This is a genomic window from Levilactobacillus bambusae (assembly GCF_003124125.1).
GTDB classification, from domain to species: Bacteria; Bacillota; Bacilli; order Lactobacillales; family Lactobacillaceae; genus Levilactobacillus; species Levilactobacillus bambusae.
Window position 1 is genome coordinate 487,964 of the sequence record NZ_QCXQ01000001.1, and the last position, 24,400, is coordinate 512,363.

The window sequence follows — 24,400 nt, forward strand, 5'->3', positions numbered from 1 at the left end:
CAAAATTTACACGGCGTCTCGTTTGCGTAATCGCTATCAATGGCATACCATAAAAGTTGAAAGAGGCGAAAGCAGCGAAATTATGAAGCCTCATGCCTCAAAAAAGACGAAAGGATGCGGTTTAGCTTGAAAACAATTGACATCAAAGTCACAGACGATGCTATGGATATTGTCTATAGAACCGATACGCAAAATTCAGAGCGCCGCTTTGTAATTGCCTATAACCCCGAGCAAGAAATCGGGGAGAACTTGGAAAACATCCGGGTAAAACTGGTTGGTTTACCAGTTGATGCTGCAATCATTGAAGACTCATTAGACTATGAGTTTTCTGATACCATTGTGGGGATTAATCATCAACGGATTGATATTGGGCTGGCGCTTGCCAACATGCTAAACATTCCTTCTGTCAGTCGCCGTTCATTGGAAGAAAACGGGCTTGAAAAGGCCGTAAACGATAAACGGAACTACTTACAGTGGCACCTCGACTACTACGGCGAGTATACTGCCAAACGGAACTACGGCCAAGAAGCCATGCTAACCATTGGTAATGGTTACTTTGGTTTACGCGGAGCCTACGTGGAAGCTCACGCGGATACCGATAACTATCCCGGGACCTACATTGCCGGGGTATACGATAAAAACATCACCAACGTTAATGGCCGGGACGTTGAAAACGAAGACTTAGTTAACATGCCCAATGCCCAAGCCCTATCATTTGGAATCGACGGGCAAAACCGGTTTGAAATCAAACCTGAAAACATTCAGGATATTTACCGGAGTTTGGACCTTCGTACGGGAATCCTCACCATTCACATGATGATTCAACTAGCAACCGGTCAAATGCTTCGGGTTGTTACCACTAAGGTGGCCGATATGATTGATTGGCATAACTACGCCATTAAATATGAAATCACCCCCCTTAACTTTTCGGGGGCCATTCAGATTTACTCTACCATTGACGGTGGCGTAGTAAACAGCAACGTGGAACGTTACCGCAGTCTAAATGAACATCATTTGCACACGGATGGCATGTCAAACCACGATAACGAAATTGTTCTGACGGGGCATACCTTAACTTCAAACATTCAGTACGCCGTCGCCGCTAAGTTGGCGGGATCGGGAATTCCTCAGAATGCTGACTACCATATCATTCCGAGTGACGATAAAATCCAACAAACGGTCACCGTCAACGTGGAGACGGGCAATTGTTATACGTTTGAAAAGGCCGTTTCCATGGCCACCAGCCGGGAAACGACGGGTGACCTCGAGCCAGCGGTTGAAAAACACCTTCGGTCGGCAACCTTTAATACCGTCTCTGATCACAGTAAGAGCTACTGGAAGAAAACCTGGTCGGGATCCGACATTGTGATTGATCAGGACCTGACCAGTCAAAAACTGACTCGGGTCAACATTTTTCACATGTACGTAACAGCAGCGGCGGCTGAATCTGGCGAGCTAGACGTTTCAGTGGGCTCCCGTGGTTTACACGGTGAAGCATACCGGGGCCATATTTTCTGGGATGAAATGTTTGATATTCCCTTCTACACCCTGCATGCGCCAAAGCTAGCCCGGCAACTGTTAATGTACCGGTACCGCCGGTTAGATGCCGCTCGTGAAAACGCTAAGTCTGCGGGATACAGCGGCGCCATGTTCCCCTGGCAGTCTGGCCTCGATGGTGATGAACAATCCCAGGTGGTTCACTTAAATCCGCTCACAAATACTTGGGATCCAGACAATTCTCATCTCCAACGTCACGTTTCCTTATCGGTTGCCTATAACGTGATTATGTACACCAACATTTCCGGTGACAAGGAGTTCATGAATCAGTACGGGTTAGACATGTTGGAATCAATCGCACGTTTCTGGCTCAGTATTGCTAAAAAGAACGAACAAACCGGACGTTACAGTATCTCTGGGGTTATGGGACCGGATGAATTTCACGAAAACTACCCCAATAGTGACAGTCAGGGACTCCAGGACAACGCCTATACCAACATTATGGTAGCCTGGCTCTTCCGTAAGCTAGCGTTGATTCGTAAGAACACTAAACCCGAAACCCTAAAACAGGCTGACGAACAAAGCGGGTTTACATCGAACGACGTTAAAGCGATGGATGACGTTGCCCATCACCTTAACCTTGAAATCAACCGGAACGGCATTATTGCCCAGTTTGCCGGTTACTTTAACCTCGAAACCCTTAACTTCGAGAACTACCGGCGTAAATACGGCGATATATCCCGGATCGACCGGATTTTAAAGGCCCAGGGAAAGACGCCAGATGCCTATCAAGTGGCCAAACAGGCTGATACCTTAATGCCAATCTATAACCTGACTGAACCTGAGGTCCGCCAAATTATTAAGGACATGGGTTATGACTTACCGGCTAATTCGTTCAGCAAAAACTTGCAGTTCTATTTGGCCCGCACGACCCACGGATCCACCCTATCCCGGATCGTTTACTCGGTTCTTGACGAAATGGATAATAGCATGGATGCTTCCTGGAACTTCTTCAGTCAGGCTCTCCTATCGGACTACTACGATATTCAAGGTGGTACAACGGCCGAAGGAATCCATCTGGGCGTCATGGGCGCAGTTACCCTTATGGAAACTCGGAATTACGCCGGGTTTGATGCGTTTGGCCAAACCATTACCATTAACCCCCACATGCCGGATCAATGGCAGAAGATTAGTTTCCAACAATTAGTACGGGGCATTAACTATAAGGTCATCGTTTCTCACACCGAAATTTCCGTCACGGCGGATCAGGATACCTCCGTTGTTTCAAACGGCGAAACCTACGACCTCCTCGCAAACAAACCACAGATTATTACCTACAATAACTAAGGAGTGTGACAAACATGGTTCAATTTTCTGATATTAAGGGATTTGTATTCGATTTAGATGGTGTGATTACAGATACTTCGGCTTTGCACAGCAAGGCCTGGCACAAAACGGCGGACGAAGTTGGGGTCACTTGGACCACCGAACTTGATAACGGCCTTAAAGGCATTAGTCGGATGGATTCCTTAAACATGATTTTAGCGGCTGGGAACAAGGAAAACGATTACACTCAGGCGGAAAAAGAAAAACTGGCGGACGAAAAAAACGATTATTACATTCAACTCGTTGACGCAATGACCGCTGCTGATATTCTTCCCGGGATTCAGTCCTTCTTAGACAGCCTCGTTGAAAACCACTACCAGATTTCACTGGCCTCTGCGTCCAAGAATGCTCCTCGGGTTCTTGATAAGTTAGGTCTGTCGGATTACTTCAAGAAAATTGTTAATCCAGCCGACTTAACGAAGGGCAAACCCGATCCAGAAATTTACACTAAGGGCGCTGAACTTTTAAAATTACCACCCGAGGCTTGCATTGGCATTGAAGATGCAGAAGCGGGCATTGACTCCATCAATGCTGCGGGTGAAACATCCGTTGGACTCGGTGATAAAGCCATCTTGAAGGATGCCGACATGGTTTTTGCAACCTCCCGTGAATTAACACTGGGCCACATTGCAGATAACATGGAATAACTTTAAAGTAACTGGGATCATCGGTCCGTTTCGCTCAAAATATAGGACCGTTGCATCGCGGCTTAACTAGAGCCAACCTACAACAAAATAGGGATGATAACCAAATTCGATCAAAAAAATCGAACTCGGTTATCATCCCTATTTAGTATGGTTAAAACAGCTTCTGTCCCAACCCCTTAAGCAGGATATTAACGAATATCCACTAGGGCTTCATCAATCATGTTGAGGACGGATTCAGTGTTGCCAGGAACTGATAAATCATACTGTTGTAAATCAATTTTAATTTTTGGACTGGCGTCATATTCCCGGTACCACGCTTGATAAGCCGTCCAAATCCGTTTGTAATAGGATTCTAGTCCCGGATTATCTTCAAATTGTTCGTAGGGCCGGCCCCGTTTTTTGATTCGGTAGAGGATGGTGTCAAAGTCACTATCAGCATAAACTAACAGATCGGGTGCCTTCTTTGGCAATTCCGTTAGCTCATTCATCATGTTATCTAAAAGCTGGAGATAGACACCTAACTCGGTGTCCGTAATGTTCCCCTCCGCATTATTTTCCCGCGTAAAAAGAGCATCTTCGTAAATCGACCGGTCAAGGACGTTATTATCATCCTCAAGCGCCTGCTTCATCATTCCAAACCGTTTATTTAAAAAGTAGATTTGAAGTAAGAAACCGTATTGTTTGGGATCTTCATAGTACAGTGGTAAAACTGGGTTTTCACCAACTGGTTCAAAGAACGCCTTTGTATTTAAATGTTCGGCAATTTTGCCAGTGAGCGTTGTCTTACCAACGCCAATCATTCCTGCCGTGATTATCACCATAATAGCCCCTCTTTTTCAAAATATAACAAGATATAGTGTACCATAAAATAAAAACCCCCACATGTGAAACCGAAAATGAAGGCGAAAACATTTGCCCACATTTAAAAATGAGGAGGAATGCGGATAATGGTAAGGTTTTCATTAAATGCGGTATAATAATATTGAACATACAATCGTAAATATAGGGGGAATTTGATATGTACCAAGCCATTGTCTTTTTCGACCTTGATGGCACACTGTTTGATAATCAAAAGGAATTATTGCCATCTAGTTTGAGTGCCATTGATGAATTACGGGAAACCAACATCCTGCCAGTTATTTCGACCGGCCGCAATATTTTTGAGGTCCAGTATGTTTTAAACGAGACGGGAATTGACTCCATTATTAGTGCGAACGGCAGCTACGTGGTCTACGCCGGCAGTAAACTATTCGCCGAGGAATTAAGTAAGACCGACTTAGCTGAAATTACCGACTATGCCAACGCCCAGGGTGATCCCGTTGCTTACTTTAACAGTCACGAATTTAGATTAAGCCAGCAAACGGACGTCACCAAGGAAAACTATAAGTTACTGCGCCTCAATCCAATCGTGGACGATGACTGGTATAAAACCCACGAAGTAAACTTCCTGAACATCTTCAACAGCAATAAGGAAGAACAATATAACGCCCACTTCAAGGGCAAATTCTCACTGGTTCGGAATAATCCCCGGTGTTTAGATACCATGAAGTATGGGGTCTCCAAACAAACCGGAATTCAACAAATGATTAAGTATGCCGGACTCGAAGGGATTAAAACGTATGCCTTTGGCGATCAACTGAATGACCTCCAAATGTTTGACCAAGTAGATGTCCCCATCGTCATGGAAAACGGGAATCCAGAGGCCAAGAAAAAAGCAGCTTACGTCACCACAAGTAACGAGAATGACGGAATTGCCAACGGACTACGCCACTTTGGCTTAATTCGTTAACCAGAATCATGGCCTTGTCTAATGACATTTTAAAGGGGCTCTCCATGGCTGGATTAAAATCCAGCCATGGAGAGCCCCTTATTTTATTCTGATGGATCTTTCATTAACCACCCTACGGCTCAGAGTGTCAACTGGCATCAATAGCGACTAAGGGGTGAATCGGCTAATCCGTTACCGGTTGCCGGTGGAGGGGACGATTATCCAATCCGGTCCGCACAATTAAAACGTCTGAAACGGCGTGAGTCGTAATATAACTTGCCGTTGACCCTAAAAACATCCGCTCAACGACGTTAGCACCGGTAGCTCCAACAATGATGAGGTCAGCCTGTTTTTCCTCCGGTAGATCATGGGCCAAAATTGTTTTAGGGCTCCCGTACAGGACGGATGTCTCCACCTTCGTTACCCCAGCTTCCCGAGCTTGATCAGCGTAGCGACTCACTAAGGTAGCCATGTTGGCCCGGACTTCATCCATTGCCTTTTGGTCAACGTAGCCAAACCCAATTTCGGTGGCCCCTAACCCCACGAATTGCCCCCCGTTCATAACGGTAGCAATGCAGAGCCGGGCCTGATTCCGAACTGCAATTGCAACGGCCTTTTGCAAGGCCCTGTGTGCTTGGCGGGAGCCATCAACCCCCACTAAAATTGTTTGGTACCGTTTTGCGCTCATTGGAATCCCTCCTATTAATTTACCTCTTTCTCTTTACTTGGCTAATTCATAAATGGATTCGCCATAAATGGCCATGGCTCTTAACAGATCACTCACTGGCTGATATTCATTGGCTTGATGCATCGTACTTGGCGTCCAAGGGAATAGTGCCCCAAAGGCCACCCCCCGTTCCATTAACCGTCCGTAGGTGCCACCACCGACAACTTCGGGTTGAGCATCCGTTTCACCCGTCTGTCGCTTATAGATCGCCATTAGCGTCGAAACAATGGGATCGCTCGGATCAACGTAGTGGGGTTTCATTTCCCGGCCCTTTTCAATTGTGACAGCCATCTGACGGGTAGCAGCCGATAACCCTTCACGAATTTCCGCTGGCCCCACTCCCTTAGGATACCGGAAGTTGGTGTTCACTTTTCCACCTGCATTGGCGTCAAAGTTCATAATCCCAACGTTCATAGTGAGATCACCCATGACATCATCCGTATAGGCAATTTCTAATTGGTTAGCCCGTGAATCATCATGCAATTTAGTCGCAATGAGGGACAAGAAATCTTCCGCATCGCCACCAAATGGGTACTGGTTCAAGAACTTCGCTAGGTAAGTTCCCGCATTCACCCCGAGTTTGGGTTCCATTCCATGAGCTGCCTTCCCAATGATGTGGAAATGCAATCCATCCGCGTTGGTCTCCACCTCGCCGGTGACCGGTTCTTCGGCTAAGAAGGTTTCAAATTCGGCCTGCATTTGGCTAACCTCGGTTGTTTTAACGTCCGCCACCGCATCCCGTGGAACCATGTTTTCGCGTAAGCCCGAGTGAAAACTAACCAACGTTAAATTGCCAGCGTTCTCGCCCTTGAATTCAACCTCAAACGTCACGTTGCCTTTTTCACCGTTAATTAACGGAAATTCAGCATCCGGTGAGAAGCCCAGCGTCGGAGCTGGTTCCACTTCCATATAGTGGGTCATCCCGGTCCAATTGCTTTCTTCATCCGTTCCTAAAATTAGGCGGACCTTTCGTCCCAGTGAAATCCCGTTATCCTTTAACATTCGTAACCCGTAGTAAGCAGCTAACCCCGGGCCCTTGTCATCGGAAGTTCCCCGGCCGTACAGATTGCCATCCTTCTCCGTCAGGGTATAGGGATCGGTCTCCCAACCTTCACCCGCTGGCATTTGGTCAACGTGTGATAAAACGGCTAGTGTTTCATCGCCGTCTCCAAACTCAATGTACCCCGCCAAATTGTCCAAGTTTTTAACGGTAAATCCATCTCGCTGCCCAATTTCCAGGAACTTTTTCAACGCCGCTGCGGGGCCTGGCCCAAGTGGTTCGGCCTGTGTCGCTAAACTGTCATCGCGCGCACTATCAATTGCTACCAGTGCTGTTAAATCTTCAATATATTGATCGCGGTAATTTCCCGCTAGTTTTTGCCAATCCAGGGTCATGTAAAGGTCTCCTTTGATGTTAAATGATTACCCTTATTTTAGCATAGCTAGCGCATCGTGGCTCGCGTTTCAAAAACGTTCCCTTACTGATTCTTAAAGAGAACTGCTATACTAAAGAAAAAGTGTGGGTTTAGGAGGAATTTTAATGACACCAATCCGTGAAAATATTTTACTGCATACCATTCGTAAACGGCCAGCCGATAGTTTTAAGGGAACCTACGGCCATGTCACTTTAATCGGCGGGAACGTCAATTATGGGGGAGCCATTATTATGGCAAGCAGCGCCGCCGTCTACAGTGGGGCTGGCCTAGTTTCTACCTTAACCGATCCCGTTAACCGATCCAGTCTACATAGCTGGTGCCCTGAAGCAATGTTTGCTGATTTCCATGACCAAACTGAGGTTGTTCGCCTCACCGAATCGGCTGACGTGGTTGTCCTTGGCCCGGGACTGGGAACGGACGCGTTAGCCCAACAAATCGTACAGACCGTATTTACAACGGTTAAGCCGCGTCAGGTCCTAGTGGTTGACGGATCAGCCATTACCCTAGTCGCTCAACAAAAGCTCCAATTTCCCGATGCCGAAATTATTTTGACCCCCCATCAAATGGAGTGGCAGCGCCTTTCCGGAATCTCCATTCCAGATCAAACGGAGTCCGCTAATCAAGCTGCGGTTTCCCGCTTGAAGGCAACCGTTGTGCTCAAGTCACACCGGACTGAGGTCTACACGTCAACCGGCGTCTATCAAAACACCACGGGGACCCCAGCTCAGGCGACTGGTGGCATGGGTGATACCTTAGCGGGGATTGTCGGAGGATTTGTTGCCCAGTTTTCTAACCATTCAAACGCCGTCTTGGCCGCGGTCTATACTCACAGCGCAATTGCTGATCAACTAGCCGAGAATCAATACGTCGTGCTCCCCCACCAAATTATTCAGAACCTGCCAGCCTTCATGAAGGTTCACGAAGCAAAGTAACTCAGATTAATCGATGGTCTACTAAATAGAGCGCGTAACCAATCTCGATCTCTCTGATCGAATTAGTTATGCGCTCACTTTTCGTATCGGTCGAGTTAGTCAATCTAGCCCGATTAGTTATTCCCCTCTAAGAGGTCAATTTCACGTTCGTTTAGTGCCCGGTACTGTCCCGTTGATAGCGCCGAATTCAACTTAAGCGGCCCAATTTCACGCCTGGCTAGCGTAGCAGGCTGCCCTAATTCAAGAGCCACCTGATAAAGAGCGCTTTCCTGGTGATTTCGAACCTTGATTTGATAGGTTACCGCCGGCCTAATCCTTTCAACTTCTGGAGTCAGTTGATTGAGCTGTCCCCTTAACCGCTGCTCTAATTGAGTTGATAAGGGGTTAACAAACCGTAATTCATAACTTGTTGACCACTCCTGATCGGTAACGTGATGAGCAAACGCCTGACTAGAGGTCACTAAAACGATGCCCGCAGCTTCGCGGGGAAGCGGTTGGATGAGTTGGAGGTCGGGACGTAAATCAACCTCATTAAAAACACTTCCAACCGTTTTACTACCGTCCCGGCTCAATGAACTTGCCATCCCCACCGGCTTATTAACGAGGTATGTCACCGCTTGGCGATGCGTCACATCTACCCCTTCAACCAACACCTGATCCGTCTCTTTGACTGGGGTCCGGGGTGAAGTAACGACGGTACCGTTAACCATAACGTTGCCCTCAATTAATAATCGCAAAATTTGCAAGTGTGTGCCCTGATGGTGCATAAATAAATAGCTTTCAAGGTTCATTTAACCACCTACTTAATGTGTAAAATTCGCCGGAATGCACCAACCCGAGGTCCCATAATCTCATCCGCTAAGCGAGTCCTAAGCACCATATAGATATAGAATCCCGCGGCTCCAGCAACGGCAATGATTAACGCCACCATACTGGCAATCCGCCCGTAGCGACCAAAAATCCCAACCAGCAGAACCAATAATCGGGCAATGACAAACGTTGCGATCGACAGCCCCAAAATTTGGTTTGCCTTATTGGCAATGGGATTAAACGATAGCCCAAATTGCAAATGCAGGGAGCGTAAAATGAGAAGGCAGGTGACACCCAGTCCCACTAAGGTTGCAGCTAAGGGCCCAAACGTTCCCAGGAAATAAATAGCGGGCCACTGCAATAGCAGTTTCACTCCCGTCCCAATGGCAAAATAGCGAACCGCTAATTTATTTTGCGAAATACCCTGCATGACCGCAGACATGACGGTGAATAAGCCTAGCAGGATAGAAACGTAAGATGAGAAGGCCAGAACGGATGAGCCAAGGGCTTCCTCAGCCTGACCATAAAATAGAATATTTAATGGCCGCGCGACCGCTGCCATTCCTAAGGCACTAGGCAGCATCACAAACATAAACAGTAACAGCGCATCAGAAATTTGGCGCCGAACGTCCTGTTTGTCTCCCCTAGTAAAAGCCTCTGACAGTAGCGGAACCGCAGCAATGGCTAACGCCGAGGATAACGAAACCGTAATCATGATCAGCTTATTGGAGTTTGCCGCAAATAACGCATAAAAATCGTTTAGTCGGGCCATCGTATAACTCCCCGCCATTTTCATGACCGGGAAGAACGTGTACTGATCAATTAATTGAAAAATGGTAATTCCCGCGCCCAAGATAATGAAAGGTACTGCTTGAGAAATAATTTCACGGTAAAGTTCTTTACCACTAACCACTAAGTCATTATTACTATTTTCTATGTAACCCGTAAATACCGAGCGCCGTTTAACGTAGTAAACCCCCAAAATCAGGAAGCCGGCTATGGCACCAATAAAGGCTGCGAACGTTGACTGCGAAACCGCGGTTACCCAGCTGCCGTGCCAAACCCGCATAATTAAAAAGGCGGTCACTAGCATATAAATTACCCGAGCTACCTGTTCCACGAACTGAGAAATCGCTGACGGTGCCATCTGTTGGTACCCCTGAAAGTACCCCCGCGTTAAACTCATGGCCGGAATGACTAAGATGGCCCAGGCTAACGAATGGAGCACGGGAATGACGTTTGGATCGCCTCCAGTTAGCAACGGCGCCCCAAAATATAGAATTACAGCGGACAGGACCCCCGTGATAACAGCGAGCACCAATCCCCGCTTATAAAGTCGAACCCCAATCCCGTATTCATTTAAGGCATTGTAGTGAGCCACCTGCTTGGCAATGGCTGATGGAACCCCCGCAATGGCTGCTAAGAGGAAAAAGCTGTAAATATTGTAACCCTTACCGTATAAGGCATTTCCCTGAAGAAAATAGCTGCCAAACCAAATACTCCACGGAATAACGTAAATGGCACCTAAAATTCTCGAAAAAATACTTCCAGCGGTCATCCATGCCGACCCAATAACCATTTGGTCCTTTGATGACCGATCCTGAATGTTTGCCGAGGCTTCCTGCTCGGATCTTTCTGACATATTAAAACCCTACCTTCACAATCTCAAATTTCATTTAGGAATTCATTTAAAGCTCAATAATATCCATTTTATACTGATTTACACCCGTAAGCAACGAGAAAAACCGCTTATAGGGCCGGCTTTGCGAAACATTATCTTTTTGACCAAATTTACACATGTGTCTTATTTTAAGCCCCTATCCTGTGAACTTCGCTAAAAACGTGCTACGATGGACATAAGATTTCAAGTGTCAGATAAAGGAGGAATTTTCATGGATAAAGCGGTCAATGAACCAAACCGTCCGGCTGAAATGCGAATGTCAGAGGAACGGGCTGCCGAAGTTGTTCGAATGGTTAACCACATTCGGCAAAACTTTCCGGAATTCAAACCATTTTCAAACGATGATTTAATATACGAAACCTACCTTAGTTTTAAAGACGTCGACACCTCAGTCGACAGTGACCTGCAAACCATGAGCCGCATCTTCTACAATCGGTTTAATACCGACCTAGGACACAGCGATTGGACGGCCGAAGGCTTCGAAGAAGAAATGACTAAACGTTTCTTTATGTCCCTATCGCAAACATTAATTTCATAAATATAAAAACGCGATCCCACTTTTGGGAATCGCGTTTTTTAGTGGTGACTTATTTAGCTACAATATTAACTAATTTTTCTGGAACCACGATTACTTTTTTAACGTCCTTACCCGCAATCTGTTCTTGAATGTGGGCGTCAGCAAGGGCTAATTCTTCAATTTCAGCCTTTGAAAGTGACTTATCGACCGTTAAGTGTGACCGAACCTTACCGTTGACCTGCAAGGCCAGTTCAACTTGGGATTCAACCAATTGGCTTTCATCATATGTTGGCCACGGAACGTAGGTAACGGATTCCTGATGCCCTAACTTACTCCAAAGTTCCTCGGCAATGTGGGGCGCAATTGGCGCCAACAGTTGAACAAACCCTTCAATGTACGGTTTGTATAACGTTTTAGCCTTGAACGCTTCATTAACAAAGACCATCATCGCAGAAATTGCGACGTTAAAGTGCATCTTCTCGTCGTCATCTTCGACGGCCTTGACCATCTTGTTATAGGCCTTATCTAATGACCCATCGTTTTCATCAACCACCGATGCCCGCAGCTGGTCTTCGTCATTAATAATGAGACGCCAAACCCGTTCAATCCACCGGTAGGCTCCGGCAATTCCTTCGGTGGTCCATGGCTTAGACGACTCTAATGGCCCCATGAACATTTCGTAAACCCGTAAGGTATCAGCACCATACTCTTCTACGATATCATCAGGGTTAACAACATTCCCCTTAGATTTGGACATCTTTTCGTGGTTGGAACCTAAGATCATCCCCTGGTTAACCAGCTTAGCAAACGGTTCCTTCGTTGGCACCACCCCAATATCATGCAGGAACAAATGCCAGAACCGGGCATAAAGCAAGTGCAAGACGGCATGTTCGGCACCACCAACGTATAAGTCAACGGGAAGCCAGTACTTTAATTTTTCGGGATCGGCAATCATTTCCCCGTTTTCTGGGTCAACATAGCGTAAGAAGTACCACGAACTCCCGGCCCATTGTGGCATGGTGTTCGTTTCCCGTTTGCCGTGACGCCCATTTTCATCCGTAACGTTAATCCAGTCGTCTAGGTTAGCGAGTGGACTTTCACCCGTACCCGACGGTTCCAAATTATCCGTTTCTGGTAACGTTAACGGTAACTCATCTTCAGGCACCAACGTGGTTTCACCATCGTCCCAGTGAATCACTGGAATGGGTTCACCCCAATAACGCTGCCGGCTAAAGATCCAGTCTCGGAGCCGGTAGTTAACCTTTTTATGACCGGCATCATGCTCTTCTAACCAATCAATGGCCTTTTTGATGGCCGTTGTCTTATCAAATCCATCTAAGAAGCCAGAATTAACCAGAATTCCGTCGCCCGTATAAGCCTGAGCCTGGACATCCTCATCTTCACCACCAGAAATCACTTCAACAATTGGCAGGTCAAACTTCTTGGCAAATTCATGGTCGCGTTCATCGTGGCCTGGAACGGCCATAATTGCCCCCGTTCCGTACGAAGAAAGCACGTAGTCGCCGATCCAGATGGGCAGTTTTTTGCCGTTAACCGGGTTAATGGCGTATGCCCCCGTGAAGACCCCCGTCTTATCCTTATTAAGATCAGTTCGTTCAAGGTCGGATTTCGATTCAATGGCTTCTTGATACGCCTTCACTTTGTCGGCTTGAGCTGGCGTTGTAATTGCATTAACTAGGTCATGCTCAGGAGCTAGCGTTAAATAGGTTGCCCCAAACAGCGTATCTGGACGAGTCGTATAAACCTCAACTTGGGTATCGGCATGCCCGTCGATATCAAAGAACACACTGGCCCCCTCTGAACGGCCAATCCAATTACGCTGTTGTTCCTTAATGTTTTCGGGCCAGTCTAGGGTATCTAAATCTTCCAGCAACTTATCGGCGTATTCCGTAATCCGGAGGACCCATTGGCGCATCGGGACCCGGTAAACGGGGTAACCGCCCCGTTCGGTTTTTCCGTCGATAACTTCTTCATTTGCGACAACCGTTCCGCCCATGAAGTCCGGCGCCCAGTTGACCATGATTTCGTCTTCATAGGCTAACCCTTTTTTATATAACTGTTCAAAGATCCACTGCGTCCACTTATAAAAGCTGGGATCTGTCGTGTTAATCTCCCGGTTCCAGTCATACGAAAACCCAAGGGATTTTATCTGCCGCTTGAAGTTTTTAATATTTTCGTCCGTAAAGTCCTTTGGGTTATGCCCCGTTTTTAAGGCGTACTGTTCCGCCGGGAGTCCAAAGGCATCCCAACCCATTGGATGAAGAACATTGTAGCCCTGCATCCGTTTGATCCGGGCCATAATGTCGGTTGCGGTATACCCCTCAGGGTGTCCAACGTGTAGTCCCTGTCCAGATGGGTAAGGGAACATATCTAAAACATAGTACTTCTTCTTGGTCTCATCATCACCCGTCTTAAACGTGTCATGTTCATCCCAATAATGCTGCCATTTTTTCTCAATGGCTGTGTGATTATATGCCATGCCTTTGTCATCCTTTCTATAGAACTAAATAAAAAAAGCCTCCAGAACGACAGTTGTCATTCTGCAGGACGAGTTAACCGCGGTACCACCTACAATTTCCCATAACGGGACGCTTAAAGGGCCGGTAACGAGGCTAAACGTCTTGACCTAATTTATTCAGTCAAAAAACTCGGAGATGAGTTCGGAAGTGATGAGGCCGAGTTCGCATCCCCACTCGGTTTCTGATCCATCATAACTTCCTACTATTTCTCGTCATCGTTTCATTTTGAATGGTTTTATCTTATCAGAGGCACACCCTAAAAGCAAGGCTCCTCCAAAGATTTGCGCTATAATTAGTATCATCAACTTCAAATATTACTAGGAGGTTTCGCCATGCCGCATCCAATTACTCGCCGGCGCTTTTGGTTAACCGGGCTTGCTGCCGCTGTTTTTTTAGCCTTACTCATCGGGGTGAGTCTGCAGCAGCCCTGGGTTCACCAATTTGACGAGATGGGGATTCGTTTAATCCGGCAACCCCAGAATCCCATGATAACTAAGGGGATGATTGACACTAGCCTGTCTGGGAATACCGTTCCCACCTTAGTCATCAGCATCCTCATTGCCATTATTTTAGCGGTCCTTCACCACCCGTGGTCTGGGGCGATGATTATCTTTAACGTTGTTGTGTGGGCAGGTAGCCTTAATAGCCTGATCAAACACTTGGTTAGGCGGCCTCGGCCAACCGTCGATCGCCTTCTGCAAGAATCAACCTATAGCTTTCCAAGTGGCCATGCCATTACGGCCATGCTCCTGTGGGGATCGCTCGCATTAGTATTAGGCTGGCTAATCACCACTGCATGGCTCCGGCACACCGTGCAGATTCTCTGCGCTAGCTGGATTCTATTAGTTGGAATCAGCCGTGTCTTTGTTGGCGTCCATTACCCGAGTGACGTTCTGGCTGGATGGTGCCTTGGATTTGTCTGTTTGACCCTTTCTCAGCTCATCTTCGGTCACCTTGCCGAACTATCATACCAAAAATAAAGTCCCACCGCATTAATGATTGCGGCGGGACTTTATTTTTTAAAAGAAACTGGCGTTGCGGGCTTCCGCAGGTAATAAAATTATTTGGCTTTCTCCATCATCATAAGCTAAGATCGTATCCGGTAAATCTCCCGAGTACGGAAAATCCGTATCGAAAGTTGCCGAGAGTTCTATCCCATCGTCTAAATCGGTTGGCTGGAATCGATAAGCAACCTTACCATCCTTTGCCTCTAGGTGAAAGGTAAGCACGTTTTCTAACGGAAACATGCCCTGCAAGTCCTGATCAATTAAATACCACACTGTATCAATCATTTCGCCAGGAAGTACGGCTACTGTCCCATAGCTTGCATATCTTGCGTGGTGATTATCAAACAATACCACTCGCCTCACTCTCGTAAAGATTACATTCAGTATAACCGTTTTTGACCACGACCGTAAATAATCCGTTTAACGTTCACTTGATGGTTGACTTCTATCAAATGAATTAACAACGAAGGCCGCCACAACAAGGAGTACCGCAACCAAAAAGACATGGTGAAGTCCCAAATATAAAATCCGGTGTAACGTCTTGAGTAAGTGTTTGGGCAGTGTCACCGCCGTTTGCGGGTTAATTAATCGGTTCAGCATCCCCATATTAATATTATGGTGTGCGGAAACCCCTTGGTTTAAGGAAACGTTCATAATAATTCCAAAAACAGAAATCATTAGCGTTTGCCCGAGTGTCCGCGACAACGTATTAAAGGAGGTTGCTACCCCAAGATGTTCTGGTGCAACCTGTCCCTGGACCGTCACGGTTGTGGTCGTAATGGTGATCCCAAAACCCGTTCCACAAATTGCCGCAATTAAGAAAAACCATCCAAATGGCGTTGATTGTGGAATGAATGCCATTATTAAACTCCCCGTCAGTACAAATGTCAATGAAAAATAGACAATTCGCTTTGGCGTCCACTTTAAAATTAGCCGTCCCGCAATGAACGAACCGACAATCCACATCAATGAGCTCGGGGTAATCGCAAATCCAGCAACGGTTGCGGGGTACCCCAAAAGCCCCTGGGTCCAAGTGGGCAGGTAAAACTCAAAGCCCATTAAAAATCCGCTCACTAGAGCAGCCACTAAATTTTGCGATACAAAGGTTCGGTTTGAAAACATGGCTAACGGAATTAGAGGATCAAGGGCGCGTTGTTCACGCCGAATGAAGCAAACCCCTGCTAGTATAAAAATCATTCCCATGCAACTGAATAACCACCAGTTAATGACGACATCGCCCAGCCACTGAAAACCCAACATTAAAGCTAAAAGAGATACGGATAACCACAGGGAGCCCTGCCAATCTAACGGTTTTGATTGCCGTTCCCACTCATCGTTTAAGTAGGCCCAAATCATAAACAACGTTATTAACCCGATTGGTAAGTTAATGAAGAAAACCCAGTGCCAAGTTAATCGATCCACAATAAATCCCCCAATTAAGGGGGCAACTATGGATGCAATTCCCCAGGCACTCCCATTTAGGCCCATAACCTGCGCCCGTTTTTCAAAGGGATAGATATCCGCAATAATGGTGTAAGCCAGGGGCATAATGGCCCCCGCCCCAATTCCTTGAACAGCCCGCCAAAGAATTAGTTCCTCCATATTAGTCGAAATTCCGCTTAGCAGGGATCCAATGGTAAAGATAATTAATCCGGCCATCATAATGGGTTTACGCCCCCAGGTATCCGCTAACTTCCCGTAAATAGGTGTAGCCACGGCACTTGCTAGCAAGTAAATGGATGAAACCCAGTTCATGAGGGAAACCCCGTGTAAATCCCCGACAATGGTTGGCATTGCGGTCGTTACCACGGTCCCCTCAACGGCACACATAAAGGTACCAATAAAAAGGGCAATCGTAACCACCAAAACGTTAGTCTGTCGCTGCTTCATTTTCTCCTCCGAAAAAGTGCACCGGCCCCGCCATCCTAGTGTAATTAGACAATCAATTGCATCATTGTCCGCCAACTTCATTTTTAGCTAAGACAAGGGTTGTACCAGGTTAGTTTCACTGGCACAACCCTTGTCGATCTTTTAAACGTTAAAGCTCGTCCGCAAATGCGGCTTTTAAAGCATCCACTTTATCTAAATGTTCCCACGGTAAATCAATGTCGGTCCGACCAAAGTGACCGTAAGCAGCCGTTTGTTTATAAATTGGTCGTTTCAAATCAAGCATTTCAATGATTCCGGCTGGGCGAAGGTCAAACAGGTTTCGAATCACTTCAACTAATTTTTGTTCAGAGACCTTATTCGTTCCAAACGTATTTACTGAAACGGAAACCGGTTCTGCCACCCCGATTGCATAAGCAATTTGAACCTCAGCCTGGCTAGCTAACCCGGCAGCCACCACATTCTTTGCAATGTAGCGGGCCGCATAACTAGCACTTCGGTCAACTTTCGTTGCATCCTTACCAGAAAATGCACCCCCACCATGGTGGGCAAATCCGCCGTAGGTATCGACAATAATTTTCCGACCCGTTAATCCAGCATCCCCTTGGGGACCACCAATAACAAATCGACCGGTTGGGTTAATTAAGTAGGTTGTCTTATCTGATAAGAGGCCTGCCGGAATAACTGGCTTAATAACCTGTTCAATAATATCCTTTCGAATTTGATCCAACGTTACGTCTGGATCATGCTGTGTACTGAGGACAACGGTATCAACCCCCATTGGCTTACCATCGTCATCATATTCAACGGTAACTTCGGCCTTAGCATCGGGACGCAAGTATGGAATCGAACCGTCCTTCCGAAGGGTAGCAATCCGTTTCATCAACTTATGGGATAACATGATCGGTAATGGCATATATTCAGGCGTTTCGTCAATGGCATACCCAAACATTAACCCTTGGTCACCGGCTCCAATTTGATCTAACGGATCCGTATCGCCATCACGGGTTTCTAACGAATCATCAACCCCTTGGGCGATATCAGGCGATTGTTCATCAACTGCAACTAAGACGGCACAGTTATCACCATCAAAACCGTATTGGCCGTCAGTATACCCGATTTCCTTGATCGTATCACGAACAATTCGTTGGATATCAACGTAAGCAGAAGTCGAAATTTCACCGAAAACGAGCACTAACCCCGTAGTTACGGATGTTTCACACGCTACCCGCGCATCAGGATCCTGAGTTAAAATAGCGTCGAGAATGGCGTCACTGATTTGATCAGCAATCTTATCCGGATGTCCCTCTGAGACAGATTCGGACGTAAATAAATGTCTTTCTTGCACGAGAATATTCCCCCTAAAAATTAAACGAACGGAGTTGACCGATAATCTTCCGTTCCTCGGTTACAAGGCACCTCCATCTACATGGAGCCTATCGGGAATTTTGACTTATAACTCTAAAATGATACCATATCTAGCCGATTTCGGCAAAGTAACTTCCCCCATTGACCTGACTAAAAAAAGCAACTAAAATGATGAGTTATAAGTCAAAGATTGGAGTTAATGACATGGACACCATCAAACGATTATCTTCAAATCCATTAGTTCAAGAGGTTAGCATCAGTGCCGTTGTTCAAGCGCTGATTTGGTGGATTGTTGGTCACCAGCACGTTGGGACAGCCACGGTCACCATTGGGACTAATGGTCAACTTATTTTGGCCTCCCTTTTCCTAGGTGCGGCGGCTTACTTAGTGGTAAAACGCCACTTTCTCTCCCGGGTGGGCCCTATTTTAGCTGCGGCCGCAGGTGCCCTAATTGTGCTTAGTCTACATCATCAGAACCTTCTACTACTAATCGGGCTTTTTCCGTGCGTCACTCTAATTCTCATGTGCATTCCCAAGCTAGATCTTCAGACTGAATTCGGGCTTATCATCTTAGGAATGGGTTTTGCCCTATCCTTTCCAATCATTTTCTTTTATGCCACCCATCGGTTTTTAAGTATTCAGTTTCTTTGGGAGTTAATGCCATTAATGGCCAGCTACTGGTTCTTTTACGAGCCGGAATTTATTACCCGTCCCAAGAACTGGCTGTGGACCCTAATTACGCCACTGATTCTTGCAATTTTGCTTCTCTCGCTTCCCCTGAGTTGGCGCAGTATAACAGCCATTATTTTAGTGATTGTCACTTGGTTTGGCCGACCCTTTGTCGCCAACCGCTATCACTTTATAATGACGACGTTGTTACAGCTTGCCTTCACCCTAATTCTCTACTAAGCTTAAATAAAAGGCTAACATCCCAACCTATGGCATGTTAGCTTTTGACGTTCCAGTTAATCTCCCATTTAAAAGTTTCCTAAAACTTTAAGAGACTACCCCGTTAAAATTCAAACGGTGCTAAACTAACTCAATGAGTTCATTTACCAGGGAGGAACTAAAATGTTACAAATTAAAGTTGTTGGCGATATTCGCCAGGGACCGTTTCAACCGTCATTAACGGGAAATCCGATTGTTGATGAAGGGCTGCTCCGGCACTTTTGTCAGAAATTAGCCAAACAAGTTTCTGTGCCAGTGGTGGTCTCACATGATTTTGACCCTACGGCTTCATCACCGGATATTTTTATCATTGACGATCAAATTCTAAACCAATGGACCGAAAATCACCCCCACCAACTGACAGTTATTCCCATTCCCCACAATGAGCTTTTGCATGGTGTGGTTCAACCGACCATCAATCGATTGCTTGATGGAACAGAATTAAGCTCCCCCACTAACTAACCACGGACTGTGTCATTCACTTGATTCAGTCTTTTTTATTGGATTTAAGTCAGTTCCTCAATGAAACAAATGCCATTTTTAATCCGACTCGATCGATCTTCCAAATGGCGTTGCAACAAGGCAAGAAAGTCGTACTGGTCAAACAGTTCGTTTCTAATTTCATTAGTTCGGTGGGACAGATTAAACTGTCCCGTGCGAATATGGAACCAACGGCGAACCTGATAGGCGTTGTCATAGCGAATAATCTCTATGGCGGTACCTTCTTGAATCGAAAGACCCTCAAGTTGCTTTAGTTGATCATTCGCAAAACTGGTTTTTGAATGACTGACTGCGTCCAAAACCTCAATCACAATGTCCAACCGCACATCCGGTTGTAACAAGGGTTGATAGGTTTGGTAAAAGCGTTCGCGAAAATCTACAAGCGAAAGTAAAGCTGGATAAAAACTGCGATCATGACTCAGATGGGCATTTGAAAACTCCCCATTTCCATCAGTTGTCTTACGTAGACTCATATTTATTCCTCCCCACCTATAATTACCGGTACTCCTTTATCCAATGGTATATTCCAATGGATAATTGAAGGATACCACCAACGGCGAACAATTACACGTTAAAAATTAATTTCGTTCCAATATTCATTAATAGAGCGAATAAATCGTCTAAATTAATTAATAAAATTATAATTGTCACGAACAATGGGCAGTATCCATTATGAATTTTAAAACTGACACTTAACTTCTATGTGTCTATATTTAAAGTCCGCAGTTTTTCAGAATTCCCACCAAAAAAAATACGTTTTTGATTCATTTTACTTTTATTCATGCTAGAATACGGTTACATTTAACGTATACCATGGTCAATGTTAAGGAGGTTTTTTTATGGCACATTCTGTAACACTTGAGGATATCATGACGGGTTACCTTGCCAACTACAACGATGAAATGAAGACTGAGGCATCCACAATTATTGACGGGAACTTTCCCATTATGTGGTTTGGTGATCTGAATGCTTACGAAAAGTCGGACCATAAAGTTGTGACCGTTGGCATAAGTCCATCCGATCACGAATTTGATCCACAGCCCGATAATTCAGATGCCTATTTAAGGTTTAAGTATACGTCTCCATCCACTGATAATGATTATCAGGAGTATAAAGAAAATTTCAACACGTACTTTGGTCTTAACCCCTATGGCCACTTCTTTACCGACTATGAGCATGACATTGTCCAGCCAATTTTAGGATCTCAATATGGCTATGGTTTCAAATCGGAGTCACAACCTAAGAATCAATTGATCCACTTAGACTGTCGAACTGCCTTAGCAACCCACCCTAACTGGTCGGCCTTAAAATCACCGGAACAAATCCAACTAAAAAACCAGTTTATTAAGCCGGGTAATCAACTATTTGTTCAGTTTCTGGAATTATTACAACCAGACATCACTTTCGTAAGTTCGGGCCGCGACGATTTCTTTGGTAACGTCCTCCCCGCCCTTAAGGCACAGCCAGAACCTACTGATCAGAAGGCTCAAATTTTCTGGGTCACGTACCCCAACTCTACTAACCAAAAGGCAATCCTTTGGAAGGAAAACGGCCAGTGGCCAAGCGCAAATGCAGAACGCTTGATTACAACCGTCAAGTCGGATAGCCAACATGCCGACTTTTTCAACCAATTCTAATCATAACTTTAATGGAACTAATCAACCTCTCGATATAGACCGATGTTGATTAGTCTTTTTTTCAATAAGATTAAATTTTAAACATATTCCGATTTTTTTCGAATTGCCCCACTAAGTTTTGCTATACTAACGGTGAAGAACATTTTTTATTAACTGGTGACATACATAATTTAAATTCGGGGGTACTTACACTATGACACTTAAAAAAAAGATGGGCAGCATTGTCCTGCTAGCCGTTTTACCGCTAACGCTTGCCGCATGTGGCAACCAATCTTCATCTACTAACCAATCCTCTTCAAAGAGTGAAAAAACAACCCAGGCTTCGTCTTCCAGCAAAAACAGTCATTCAACTTCATCCAGCAAAGCCAGCAGCTCTTCAAGTTCTCAGTCCTCTCAGGACACTTCATCAGCCACGTCTTCATCATCAGCATCTAAAAATTCGAGTGAAAGCAGCGACTCAACTGCAACGGCTACAAGTGATAGTCAGGCTATAGCAACATCTAGTTCCTCCGCTACGTCATCATCCAGTTCCACTCCAGCTACTTCCGCTTCAAGTAACCAAACAACGATTAATTGGAAGGGAGGCGCCTTTCCAAGTCTCTATTCTATAGATGAAATGCGGCAGAAGTATAACTTACCCGACTACACGACCCATCAAACCGCTACTAACCTACTGCACCATAACCAATACATGGGGCTCGTTAAAGGGACTGACGTCCACAATGGTGGGGTTGGCGCCCAAAGTACAGAAGGCTCTGTAAACACTGGAGATTACTACGCAACCTTCTTTACGTATGATTCCAACCAAACCATGCAGTCCAAAAAATACGTTGATTTAAGCAATGGGAGTTTCTACGTTCAACGCTTTTAAGAATAACTTATTCTAGGAGGTCTTAACAATGTCTCAAACCAAAGAAATGCTCGATCAATTTAAACAGGAAGTTCAAGCAATTCGTGACCAGGAACCCGATGTCCGGTTCGATATCAAGGATGAACGCGGCAATACAGTGTTAAATGCCCAAGCCTTTGGGGAATTTATCAAGTTAACGGTTATGGGTGAGAAACTTCAAGCCATACGCTTTATTTCCGCTAACCTTTTCAACTTAACGGTTATTAAGCATCAAAATTAACTTAATTAAAATGGTTCAGGCAGATTAACTACCTGGACCATTTTTTAGTACTAAGCTAATTTTATCCCTTCTAGGTTAGCAAGCGATATAATAACTATAGTAAACTAAAGGAGCGATCAAGATGGAATTAAATAGCGAAGATAGAAAACAATTTATTGATGCAGTTAAGAAAGTGGCATCCCGCCAAATTGATGATGCACAAGAAGTTGGCAATCGCCGCTTTGAAACCCATGAAGATGCTGAAAAGGCTATGGCAATTGCCCAAGAAGTTGCACCCGACCGTAAATTTGAGATTGGTCATGCTAACGGAAAGTACTTCGTAGAAATCAAGTAATTTAGTGGATGATGGGGCTTAAAGCCCCTATCATCCACTATTTCGTATTTTAACTAGAATTGTTATAATATTAGGTATAAGGAGGTGACGTTTGATGTGTCAAATTGGAAATAACGAAAACACCCTCATTGAATTTTTCACTGACGTTTACCGGTCACAAATTCAAAATGGTTTGCGGCCCGTTGAAGCCCAGAATGTCTACATAACCCCCCAGTTATTTGATGAGATGAGTCAAATGTTGGACGGTAAATCTCAGCTGTTAGATGCCATTAAAACGCTATCCAAGGCCGGATATATTTTTGTCCCGACTAATGGATATGAACCAGAAACTAATATCACAAGCGTTAAACTAATGCCTGAGCACTTTGCAATTAGTTAGACATTACAATACTTGGTGTTGATGAAGAAATTCAGCAACACCTTTTTTGTTTAGCAAAGAGCTGGTACGCAGGCGAACGCCTATGCCCTATCCTAATGCAAAGTAAACATGTAGATAATAAGGTTCGAAACGCCGTCTTATCCAAAATTTGATCATCGTTTTCTGTTAATGGACAAAAAAGAGATAGATTGTTTTAACAATCCATCTCTAAACCAAATCGGCTTTTACGTATTCAAGAGGCGGTAATCGGATTCGAACCGACGATAAAGGTTTTGCAGACCTCTGCCTTACCACTTGGCTATACCGCCATAAACAATAAAAGGGTTTGCCAATCCAGTAACGAATTAGCAGACCCTTTTCTCAAAGTACCGGAGGTGGGGTTCGAACCCACACGAGCTCAACACTCACTGGATTTTGAGTCCAGCGCGTCTGCCAATTCCGCCACTCCGGCATAACACTTATTAAATTGTGAATGTTAACTACCCATTCAAGGGCGGTAGATGGGAATCGAACCCACGCGTGCCGGAACCACAATCCGGTGTGTTAACCACTTCACCACTACCGCCATAACATTACAAACAGGGATAGTAGGAATTGAACCCACACCGACGGTTTTGGAGACCGTAGTTCTACCTTTAAACTATATCCCTATGGTGGAGGGGAGTGGATTCGAACCACCGAACCCGAAGGAGCGGATTTACAGTCCGCCGCGTTTAGCCAGACTTCGCTACCCCTCCATAAATGGCACGGGACGGAATCGAACCGCCGACACACGGAGCTTCAATCCGTTGCTCTACCGACTGAGCTACCGAGCCATTTCACCATGAAGTGAATGCTATGCTATTAAATTAAGATAACATAACCACGGTCCGTACGAGACTCGAACTCGTGATCTCCTGCGTGACAGGCAGGCGTCCTAAACCAACTAGACCAACGGACCAAATAATTTGGTGCTGTTATGTTATCAATGGAGGATACAGGGCTCGAACCTGTGACCCTCTGCTTGTAAGGCAGATGCTCTCCCAACTGAGCTAATCCTCCAAAATGACCCGTACGGGATTTGAACCCATGTTACCGCCGTGAAAGGGCGGTGTCTTAACCACTTGACCAACGGGTCATATACAGACTAAGTATATAACTTTAATATACAACGGAGAGTAAGGGATTCGAACCCTTGAAACAGGCTTTTACCCGTTTACACCATTTCCAGTGGTGCTCCTTCGGCCAGCTCGGACAACTCTCCATTTAACTCCGACAGGCGGACTCGA

General features: G+C 45.5%; 23 protein-coding genes, 10 tRNA genes, 1 riboswitch and 1 other annotated feature. Of the genes, 13 read left to right on the forward strand and 20 right to left on the reverse strand.

What is annotated here, in order from left to right:
- Positions 1–126: 126 nt before the first annotated feature.
- Both DCM90_RS02585 and pgmB read left to right on the forward strand, forming a co-directional pair.
- On the forward strand, positions 127–2,844 hold the full coding sequence (locus DCM90_RS02585; RefSeq protein ID WP_109249792.1) for a glycoside hydrolase family 65 protein: 2,718 nt from the start codon (positions 127–129) through the stop codon (positions 2,842–2,844).
- 14 nt (positions 2,845–2,858) lie between these two features.
- The gene (gene pgmB / locus DCM90_RS02590) at positions 2,859–3,530 is read left to right on the forward strand and encodes a beta-phosphoglucomutase (RefSeq protein ID WP_109249793.1); all 672 of its coding nucleotides are present in this window, start codon (positions 2,859–2,861) and stop codon (positions 3,528–3,530) included.
- 188 nt (positions 3,531–3,718) lie between these two features.
- On the opposite strand, the gene DCM90_RS02595 is transcribed toward pgmB, so the two are convergent.
- Positions 3,719–4,351 (reverse strand): deoxynucleoside kinase, encoded by a 633-nt coding sequence (locus DCM90_RS02595; RefSeq protein WP_109249794.1) that lies wholly within the window; start codon positions 4,349–4,351, stop codon positions 3,719–3,721.
- A 197-nt stretch (positions 4,352–4,548) separates the two neighbouring features.
- Here DCM90_RS02595 and DCM90_RS02600 point away from each other — a divergent pair, with 197 nt between their 5' ends.
- Positions 4,549–5,319, forward strand: coding sequence for a Cof-type HAD-IIB family hydrolase (locus DCM90_RS02600; RefSeq protein WP_109249795.1), 771 nt, complete (start codon positions 4,549–4,551; stop codon positions 5,317–5,319).
- Between the two features lie 163 nt (positions 5,320–5,482).
- Here DCM90_RS02600 and DCM90_RS02605 read toward each other — a convergent pair whose 3' ends face one another.
- Together DCM90_RS02605 and pepV are read right to left on the reverse strand one after the other, a co-directional pair.
- A complete protein-coding gene (locus tag DCM90_RS02605; protein WP_109249796.1) occupies positions 5,483–5,986 on the reverse strand; it encodes a universal stress protein in 504 nt (167 codons plus the stop codon).
- Positions 5,987–6,019: 33 nt separating this feature from the next.
- Entirely contained in the window at positions 6,020–7,420 is a 1,401-nt protein-coding gene (gene pepV, locus DCM90_RS02610) for a dipeptidase PepV (protein WP_109249797.1), read from the reverse strand.
- Positions 7,421–7,565: 145 nt separating this feature from the next.
- Here pepV and DCM90_RS02615 point away from each other — a divergent pair, with 145 nt between their 5' ends.
- Entirely contained in the window at positions 7,566–8,393 is an 828-nt protein-coding gene (locus DCM90_RS02615) for an NAD(P)H-hydrate dehydratase (RefSeq protein WP_109249798.1), read from the forward strand.
- 113 nt (positions 8,394–8,506) lie between these two features.
- Here the strand turns inward: DCM90_RS02615 and DCM90_RS02620 are convergent, their stop codons facing one another.
- Entirely contained in the window at positions 8,507–9,184 is a 678-nt protein-coding gene (locus DCM90_RS02620; RefSeq protein WP_109249799.1) for a hypothetical protein, read from the reverse strand.
- Positions 9,185–9,192: 8 nt separating this feature from the next.
- Positions 9,193–10,845 carry a putative polysaccharide biosynthesis protein gene (locus tag DCM90_RS02625; RefSeq protein WP_109249800.1) on the reverse strand — a complete coding sequence of 551 codons (1,653 nt, stop codon included), beginning with the start codon at positions 10,843–10,845 and terminating at the stop codon, positions 9,193–9,195.
- Positions 10,846–11,095: 250 nt separating this feature from the next.
- Here DCM90_RS02625 and DCM90_RS02630 point away from each other — a divergent pair, with 250 nt between their 5' ends.
- Positions 11,096–11,422, forward strand: a complete 327-nt coding sequence (locus tag DCM90_RS02630) for a hypothetical protein (protein ID WP_109249801.1) — start codon at positions 11,096–11,098, stop codon at positions 11,420–11,422.
- A gap of 49 nt (positions 11,423–11,471) precedes the next feature.
- Here the strand turns inward: DCM90_RS02630 and leuS are convergent, their stop codons facing one another.
- On the reverse strand, positions 11,472–13,901 hold the full coding sequence (gene leuS, locus DCM90_RS02635; protein ID WP_109249802.1) for a leucine--tRNA ligase: 2,430 nt from the start codon (positions 13,899–13,901) through the stop codon (positions 11,472–11,474).
- Positions 13,902–13,962: 61 nt separating this feature from the next.
- Positions 13,963–14,166: a binding site (T-box leader), on the reverse strand.
- Positions 14,167–14,273: 107 nt separating this feature from the next.
- On the opposite strand from leuS, the gene DCM90_RS02640 reads away from it, so the two are divergent.
- Positions 14,274–14,921: a phosphatase PAP2 family protein gene (locus DCM90_RS02640; RefSeq protein ID WP_109249803.1), complete on the forward strand. Its 648-nt coding sequence runs from the start codon at positions 14,274–14,276 to the stop codon at positions 14,919–14,921.
- A 39-nt stretch (positions 14,922–14,960) separates the two neighbouring features.
- On the opposite strand, the gene DCM90_RS02645 is transcribed toward DCM90_RS02640, so the two are convergent.
- The 3 genes from DCM90_RS02645 to metK all read right to left on the reverse strand — a co-directional run bounded on the left by DCM90_RS02645 (position 14,961) and on the right by metK (position 18,183).
- The gene (locus DCM90_RS02645; protein WP_109249804.1) at positions 14,961–15,296 is read right to left on the reverse strand and encodes a DUF960 domain-containing protein; all 336 of its coding nucleotides are present in this window, start codon (positions 15,294–15,296) and stop codon (positions 14,961–14,963) included.
- Positions 15,297–15,368: 72 nt separating this feature from the next.
- Positions 15,369–16,838 (reverse strand): MDR family MFS transporter, encoded by a 1,470-nt coding sequence (locus DCM90_RS02650; RefSeq protein ID WP_109249805.1) that lies wholly within the window; start codon positions 16,836–16,838, stop codon positions 15,369–15,371.
- 148 nt (positions 16,839–16,986) lie between these two features.
- Positions 16,987–18,183 (reverse strand): methionine adenosyltransferase, encoded by a 1,197-nt coding sequence (gene metK, locus DCM90_RS02655; protein ID WP_109249806.1) that lies wholly within the window; start codon positions 18,181–18,183, stop codon positions 16,987–16,989.
- Positions 18,181–18,299: riboswitch (SMK box riboswitch) on the reverse strand. It overlaps the preceding gene by 3 nt.
- 108 nt (positions 18,300–18,407) lie before the next feature.
- On the opposite strand from metK, the gene DCM90_RS02660 reads away from it, so the two are divergent.
- The gene (locus DCM90_RS02660; protein ID WP_109249807.1) at positions 18,408–19,112 is read left to right on the forward strand and encodes a hypothetical protein; all 705 of its coding nucleotides are present in this window, start codon (positions 18,408–18,410) and stop codon (positions 19,110–19,112) included.
- A 162-nt stretch (positions 19,113–19,274) separates the two neighbouring features.
- Complete coding sequence (locus tag DCM90_RS02665) at positions 19,275–19,613, forward strand: hypothetical protein (protein ID WP_109249808.1); 339 nt, start codon at positions 19,275–19,277, stop codon at positions 19,611–19,613.
- Positions 19,614–19,657: 44 nt separating this feature from the next.
- Here the strand turns inward: DCM90_RS02665 and DCM90_RS02670 are convergent, their stop codons facing one another.
- Positions 19,658–20,125, reverse strand: coding sequence for a hypothetical protein (locus tag DCM90_RS02670; protein ID WP_109249809.1), 468 nt, complete (start codon positions 20,123–20,125; stop codon positions 19,658–19,660).
- A 366-nt stretch (positions 20,126–20,491) separates the two neighbouring features.
- Between DCM90_RS02670 and DCM90_RS02675 the strand changes: the two genes are divergently transcribed.
- The 5 genes from DCM90_RS02675 (at position 20,492) to DCM90_RS02695 (ending at position 23,132) form a co-directional block, all read left to right on the forward strand.
- Positions 20,492–21,289 (forward strand): hypothetical protein, encoded by a 798-nt coding sequence (locus DCM90_RS02675; RefSeq protein WP_109249810.1) that lies wholly within the window; start codon positions 20,492–20,494, stop codon positions 21,287–21,289.
- Positions 21,290–21,482: 193 nt separating this feature from the next.
- Positions 21,483–22,160: a hypothetical protein gene (locus DCM90_RS09885; RefSeq protein ID WP_133244315.1), complete on the forward strand. Its 678-nt coding sequence runs from the start codon at positions 21,483–21,485 to the stop codon at positions 22,158–22,160.
- Between the two features lie 28 nt (positions 22,161–22,188).
- Complete coding sequence (locus tag DCM90_RS02685) at positions 22,189–22,419, forward strand: hypothetical protein (protein WP_109249812.1); 231 nt, start codon at positions 22,189–22,191, stop codon at positions 22,417–22,419.
- 121 nt (positions 22,420–22,540) lie between these two features.
- A complete protein-coding gene (locus DCM90_RS02690; RefSeq protein ID WP_109249813.1) occupies positions 22,541–22,753 on the forward strand; it encodes a hypothetical protein in 213 nt (70 codons plus the stop codon).
- Positions 22,754–22,847: 94 nt separating this feature from the next.
- The gene (locus DCM90_RS02695; RefSeq protein ID WP_109249814.1) at positions 22,848–23,132 is read left to right on the forward strand and encodes a hypothetical protein; all 285 of its coding nucleotides are present in this window, start codon (positions 22,848–22,850) and stop codon (positions 23,130–23,132) included.
- A 237-nt stretch (positions 23,133–23,369) separates the two neighbouring features.
- On the opposite strand, the gene DCM90_RS02700 is transcribed toward DCM90_RS02695, so the two are convergent.
- From DCM90_RS02700 to DCM90_RS02745, 10 genes are all read right to left on the reverse strand, one after another.
- Positions 23,370–23,440, reverse strand: a tRNA-Cys gene (locus DCM90_RS02700).
- A gap of 58 nt (positions 23,441–23,498) precedes the next feature.
- Positions 23,499–23,583, reverse strand: a tRNA-Leu gene (locus DCM90_RS02705).
- Positions 23,584–23,624: 41 nt separating this feature from the next.
- A tRNA-His gene (locus DCM90_RS02710) sits at positions 23,625–23,697 on the reverse strand.
- A 14-nt stretch (positions 23,698–23,711) separates the two neighbouring features.
- Positions 23,712–23,782, reverse strand: a tRNA-Trp gene (locus DCM90_RS02715).
- 1 nt (position 23,783) lies between these two features.
- A tRNA-Tyr gene (locus DCM90_RS02720) sits at positions 23,784–23,869 on the reverse strand.
- Positions 23,870–23,874: 5 nt separating this feature from the next.
- Positions 23,875–23,947, reverse strand: a tRNA-Phe gene (locus tag DCM90_RS02725).
- Positions 23,948–23,997: 50 nt separating this feature from the next.
- Positions 23,998–24,072 (reverse strand) — tRNA-Asp (locus tag DCM90_RS02730).
- A 28-nt stretch (positions 24,073–24,100) separates the two neighbouring features.
- Positions 24,101–24,173 (reverse strand) — tRNA-Val (locus DCM90_RS02735).
- 4 nt (positions 24,174–24,177) lie between these two features.
- Positions 24,178–24,249 (reverse strand) — tRNA-Glu (locus DCM90_RS02740).
- Between the two features lie 34 nt (positions 24,250–24,283).
- Positions 24,284–24,375 (reverse strand) — tRNA-Ser (locus tag DCM90_RS02745).
- Positions 24,376–24,400: the final 25 nt, after the last annotated feature.

Coding starts and splice junctions, on each gene's coding strand:
- pgmB (WP_109249793.1), top strand. CDS start 2,859: ATGGTTCAATTTTCTGATATTAAGGGATTTGTATTCGATTTAGATGGT.
- DCM90_RS02595 (WP_109249794.1), bottom strand. CDS start 4,351: ATGGTGATAATCACGGCAGGAATGATTGGCGTTGGTAAGACAACGCTC.
- DCM90_RS02600 (WP_109249795.1), top strand. CDS start 4,549: ATGTACCAAGCCATTGTCTTTTTCGACCTTGATGGCACACTGTTTGAT.
- DCM90_RS02605 (WP_109249796.1), bottom strand. CDS start 5,986: ATGAGCGCAAAACGGTACCAAACAATTTTAGTGGGGGTTGATGGCTCC.
- pepV (WP_109249797.1), bottom strand. CDS start 7,420: ATGACCCTGGATTGGCAAAAACTAGCGGGAAATTACCGCGATCAATAT.
- DCM90_RS02615 (WP_109249798.1), top strand. CDS start 7,566: ATGACACCAATCCGTGAAAATATTTTACTGCATACCATTCGTAAACGG.
- DCM90_RS02620 (WP_109249799.1), bottom strand. CDS start 9,184: ATGAACCTTGAAAGCTATTTATTTATGCACCATCAGGGCACACACTTG.
- DCM90_RS02625 (WP_109249800.1), bottom strand. CDS start 10,845: ATGTCAGAAAGATCCGAGCAGGAAGCCTCGGCAAACATTCAGGATCGG.
- DCM90_RS02630 (WP_109249801.1), top strand. CDS start 11,096: ATGGATAAAGCGGTCAATGAACCAAACCGTCCGGCTGAAATGCGAATG.
- leuS (WP_109249802.1), bottom strand. CDS start 13,901: ATGGCATATAATCACACAGCCATTGAGAAAAAATGGCAGCATTATTGG.
- DCM90_RS02640 (WP_109249803.1), top strand. CDS start 14,274: ATGCCGCATCCAATTACTCGCCGGCGCTTTTGGTTAACCGGGCTTGCT.
- DCM90_RS02650 (WP_109249805.1), bottom strand. CDS start 16,838: ATGAAGCAGCGACAGACTAACGTTTTGGTGGTTACGATTGCCCTTTTT.
- DCM90_RS02660 (WP_109249807.1), top strand. CDS start 18,408: ATGGACACCATCAAACGATTATCTTCAAATCCATTAGTTCAAGAGGTT.
- DCM90_RS02665 (WP_109249808.1), top strand. CDS start 19,275: ATGTTACAAATTAAAGTTGTTGGCGATATTCGCCAGGGACCGTTTCAA.
- DCM90_RS02670 (WP_109249809.1), bottom strand. CDS start 20,125: ATGAGTCTACGTAAGACAACTGATGGAAATGGGGAGTTTTCAAATGCC.
- DCM90_RS02675 (WP_109249810.1), top strand. CDS start 20,492: ATGGCACATTCTGTAACACTTGAGGATATCATGACGGGTTACCTTGCC.
- DCM90_RS09885 (WP_133244315.1), top strand. CDS start 21,483: ATGACACTTAAAAAAAAGATGGGCAGCATTGTCCTGCTAGCCGTTTTA.
- DCM90_RS02685 (WP_109249812.1), top strand. CDS start 22,189: ATGTCTCAAACCAAAGAAATGCTCGATCAATTTAAACAGGAAGTTCAA.
- DCM90_RS02690 (WP_109249813.1), top strand. CDS start 22,541: ATGGAATTAAATAGCGAAGATAGAAAACAATTTATTGATGCAGTTAAG.
- DCM90_RS02695 (WP_109249814.1), top strand. CDS start 22,848: ATGTGTCAAATTGGAAATAACGAAAACACCCTCATTGAATTTTTCACT.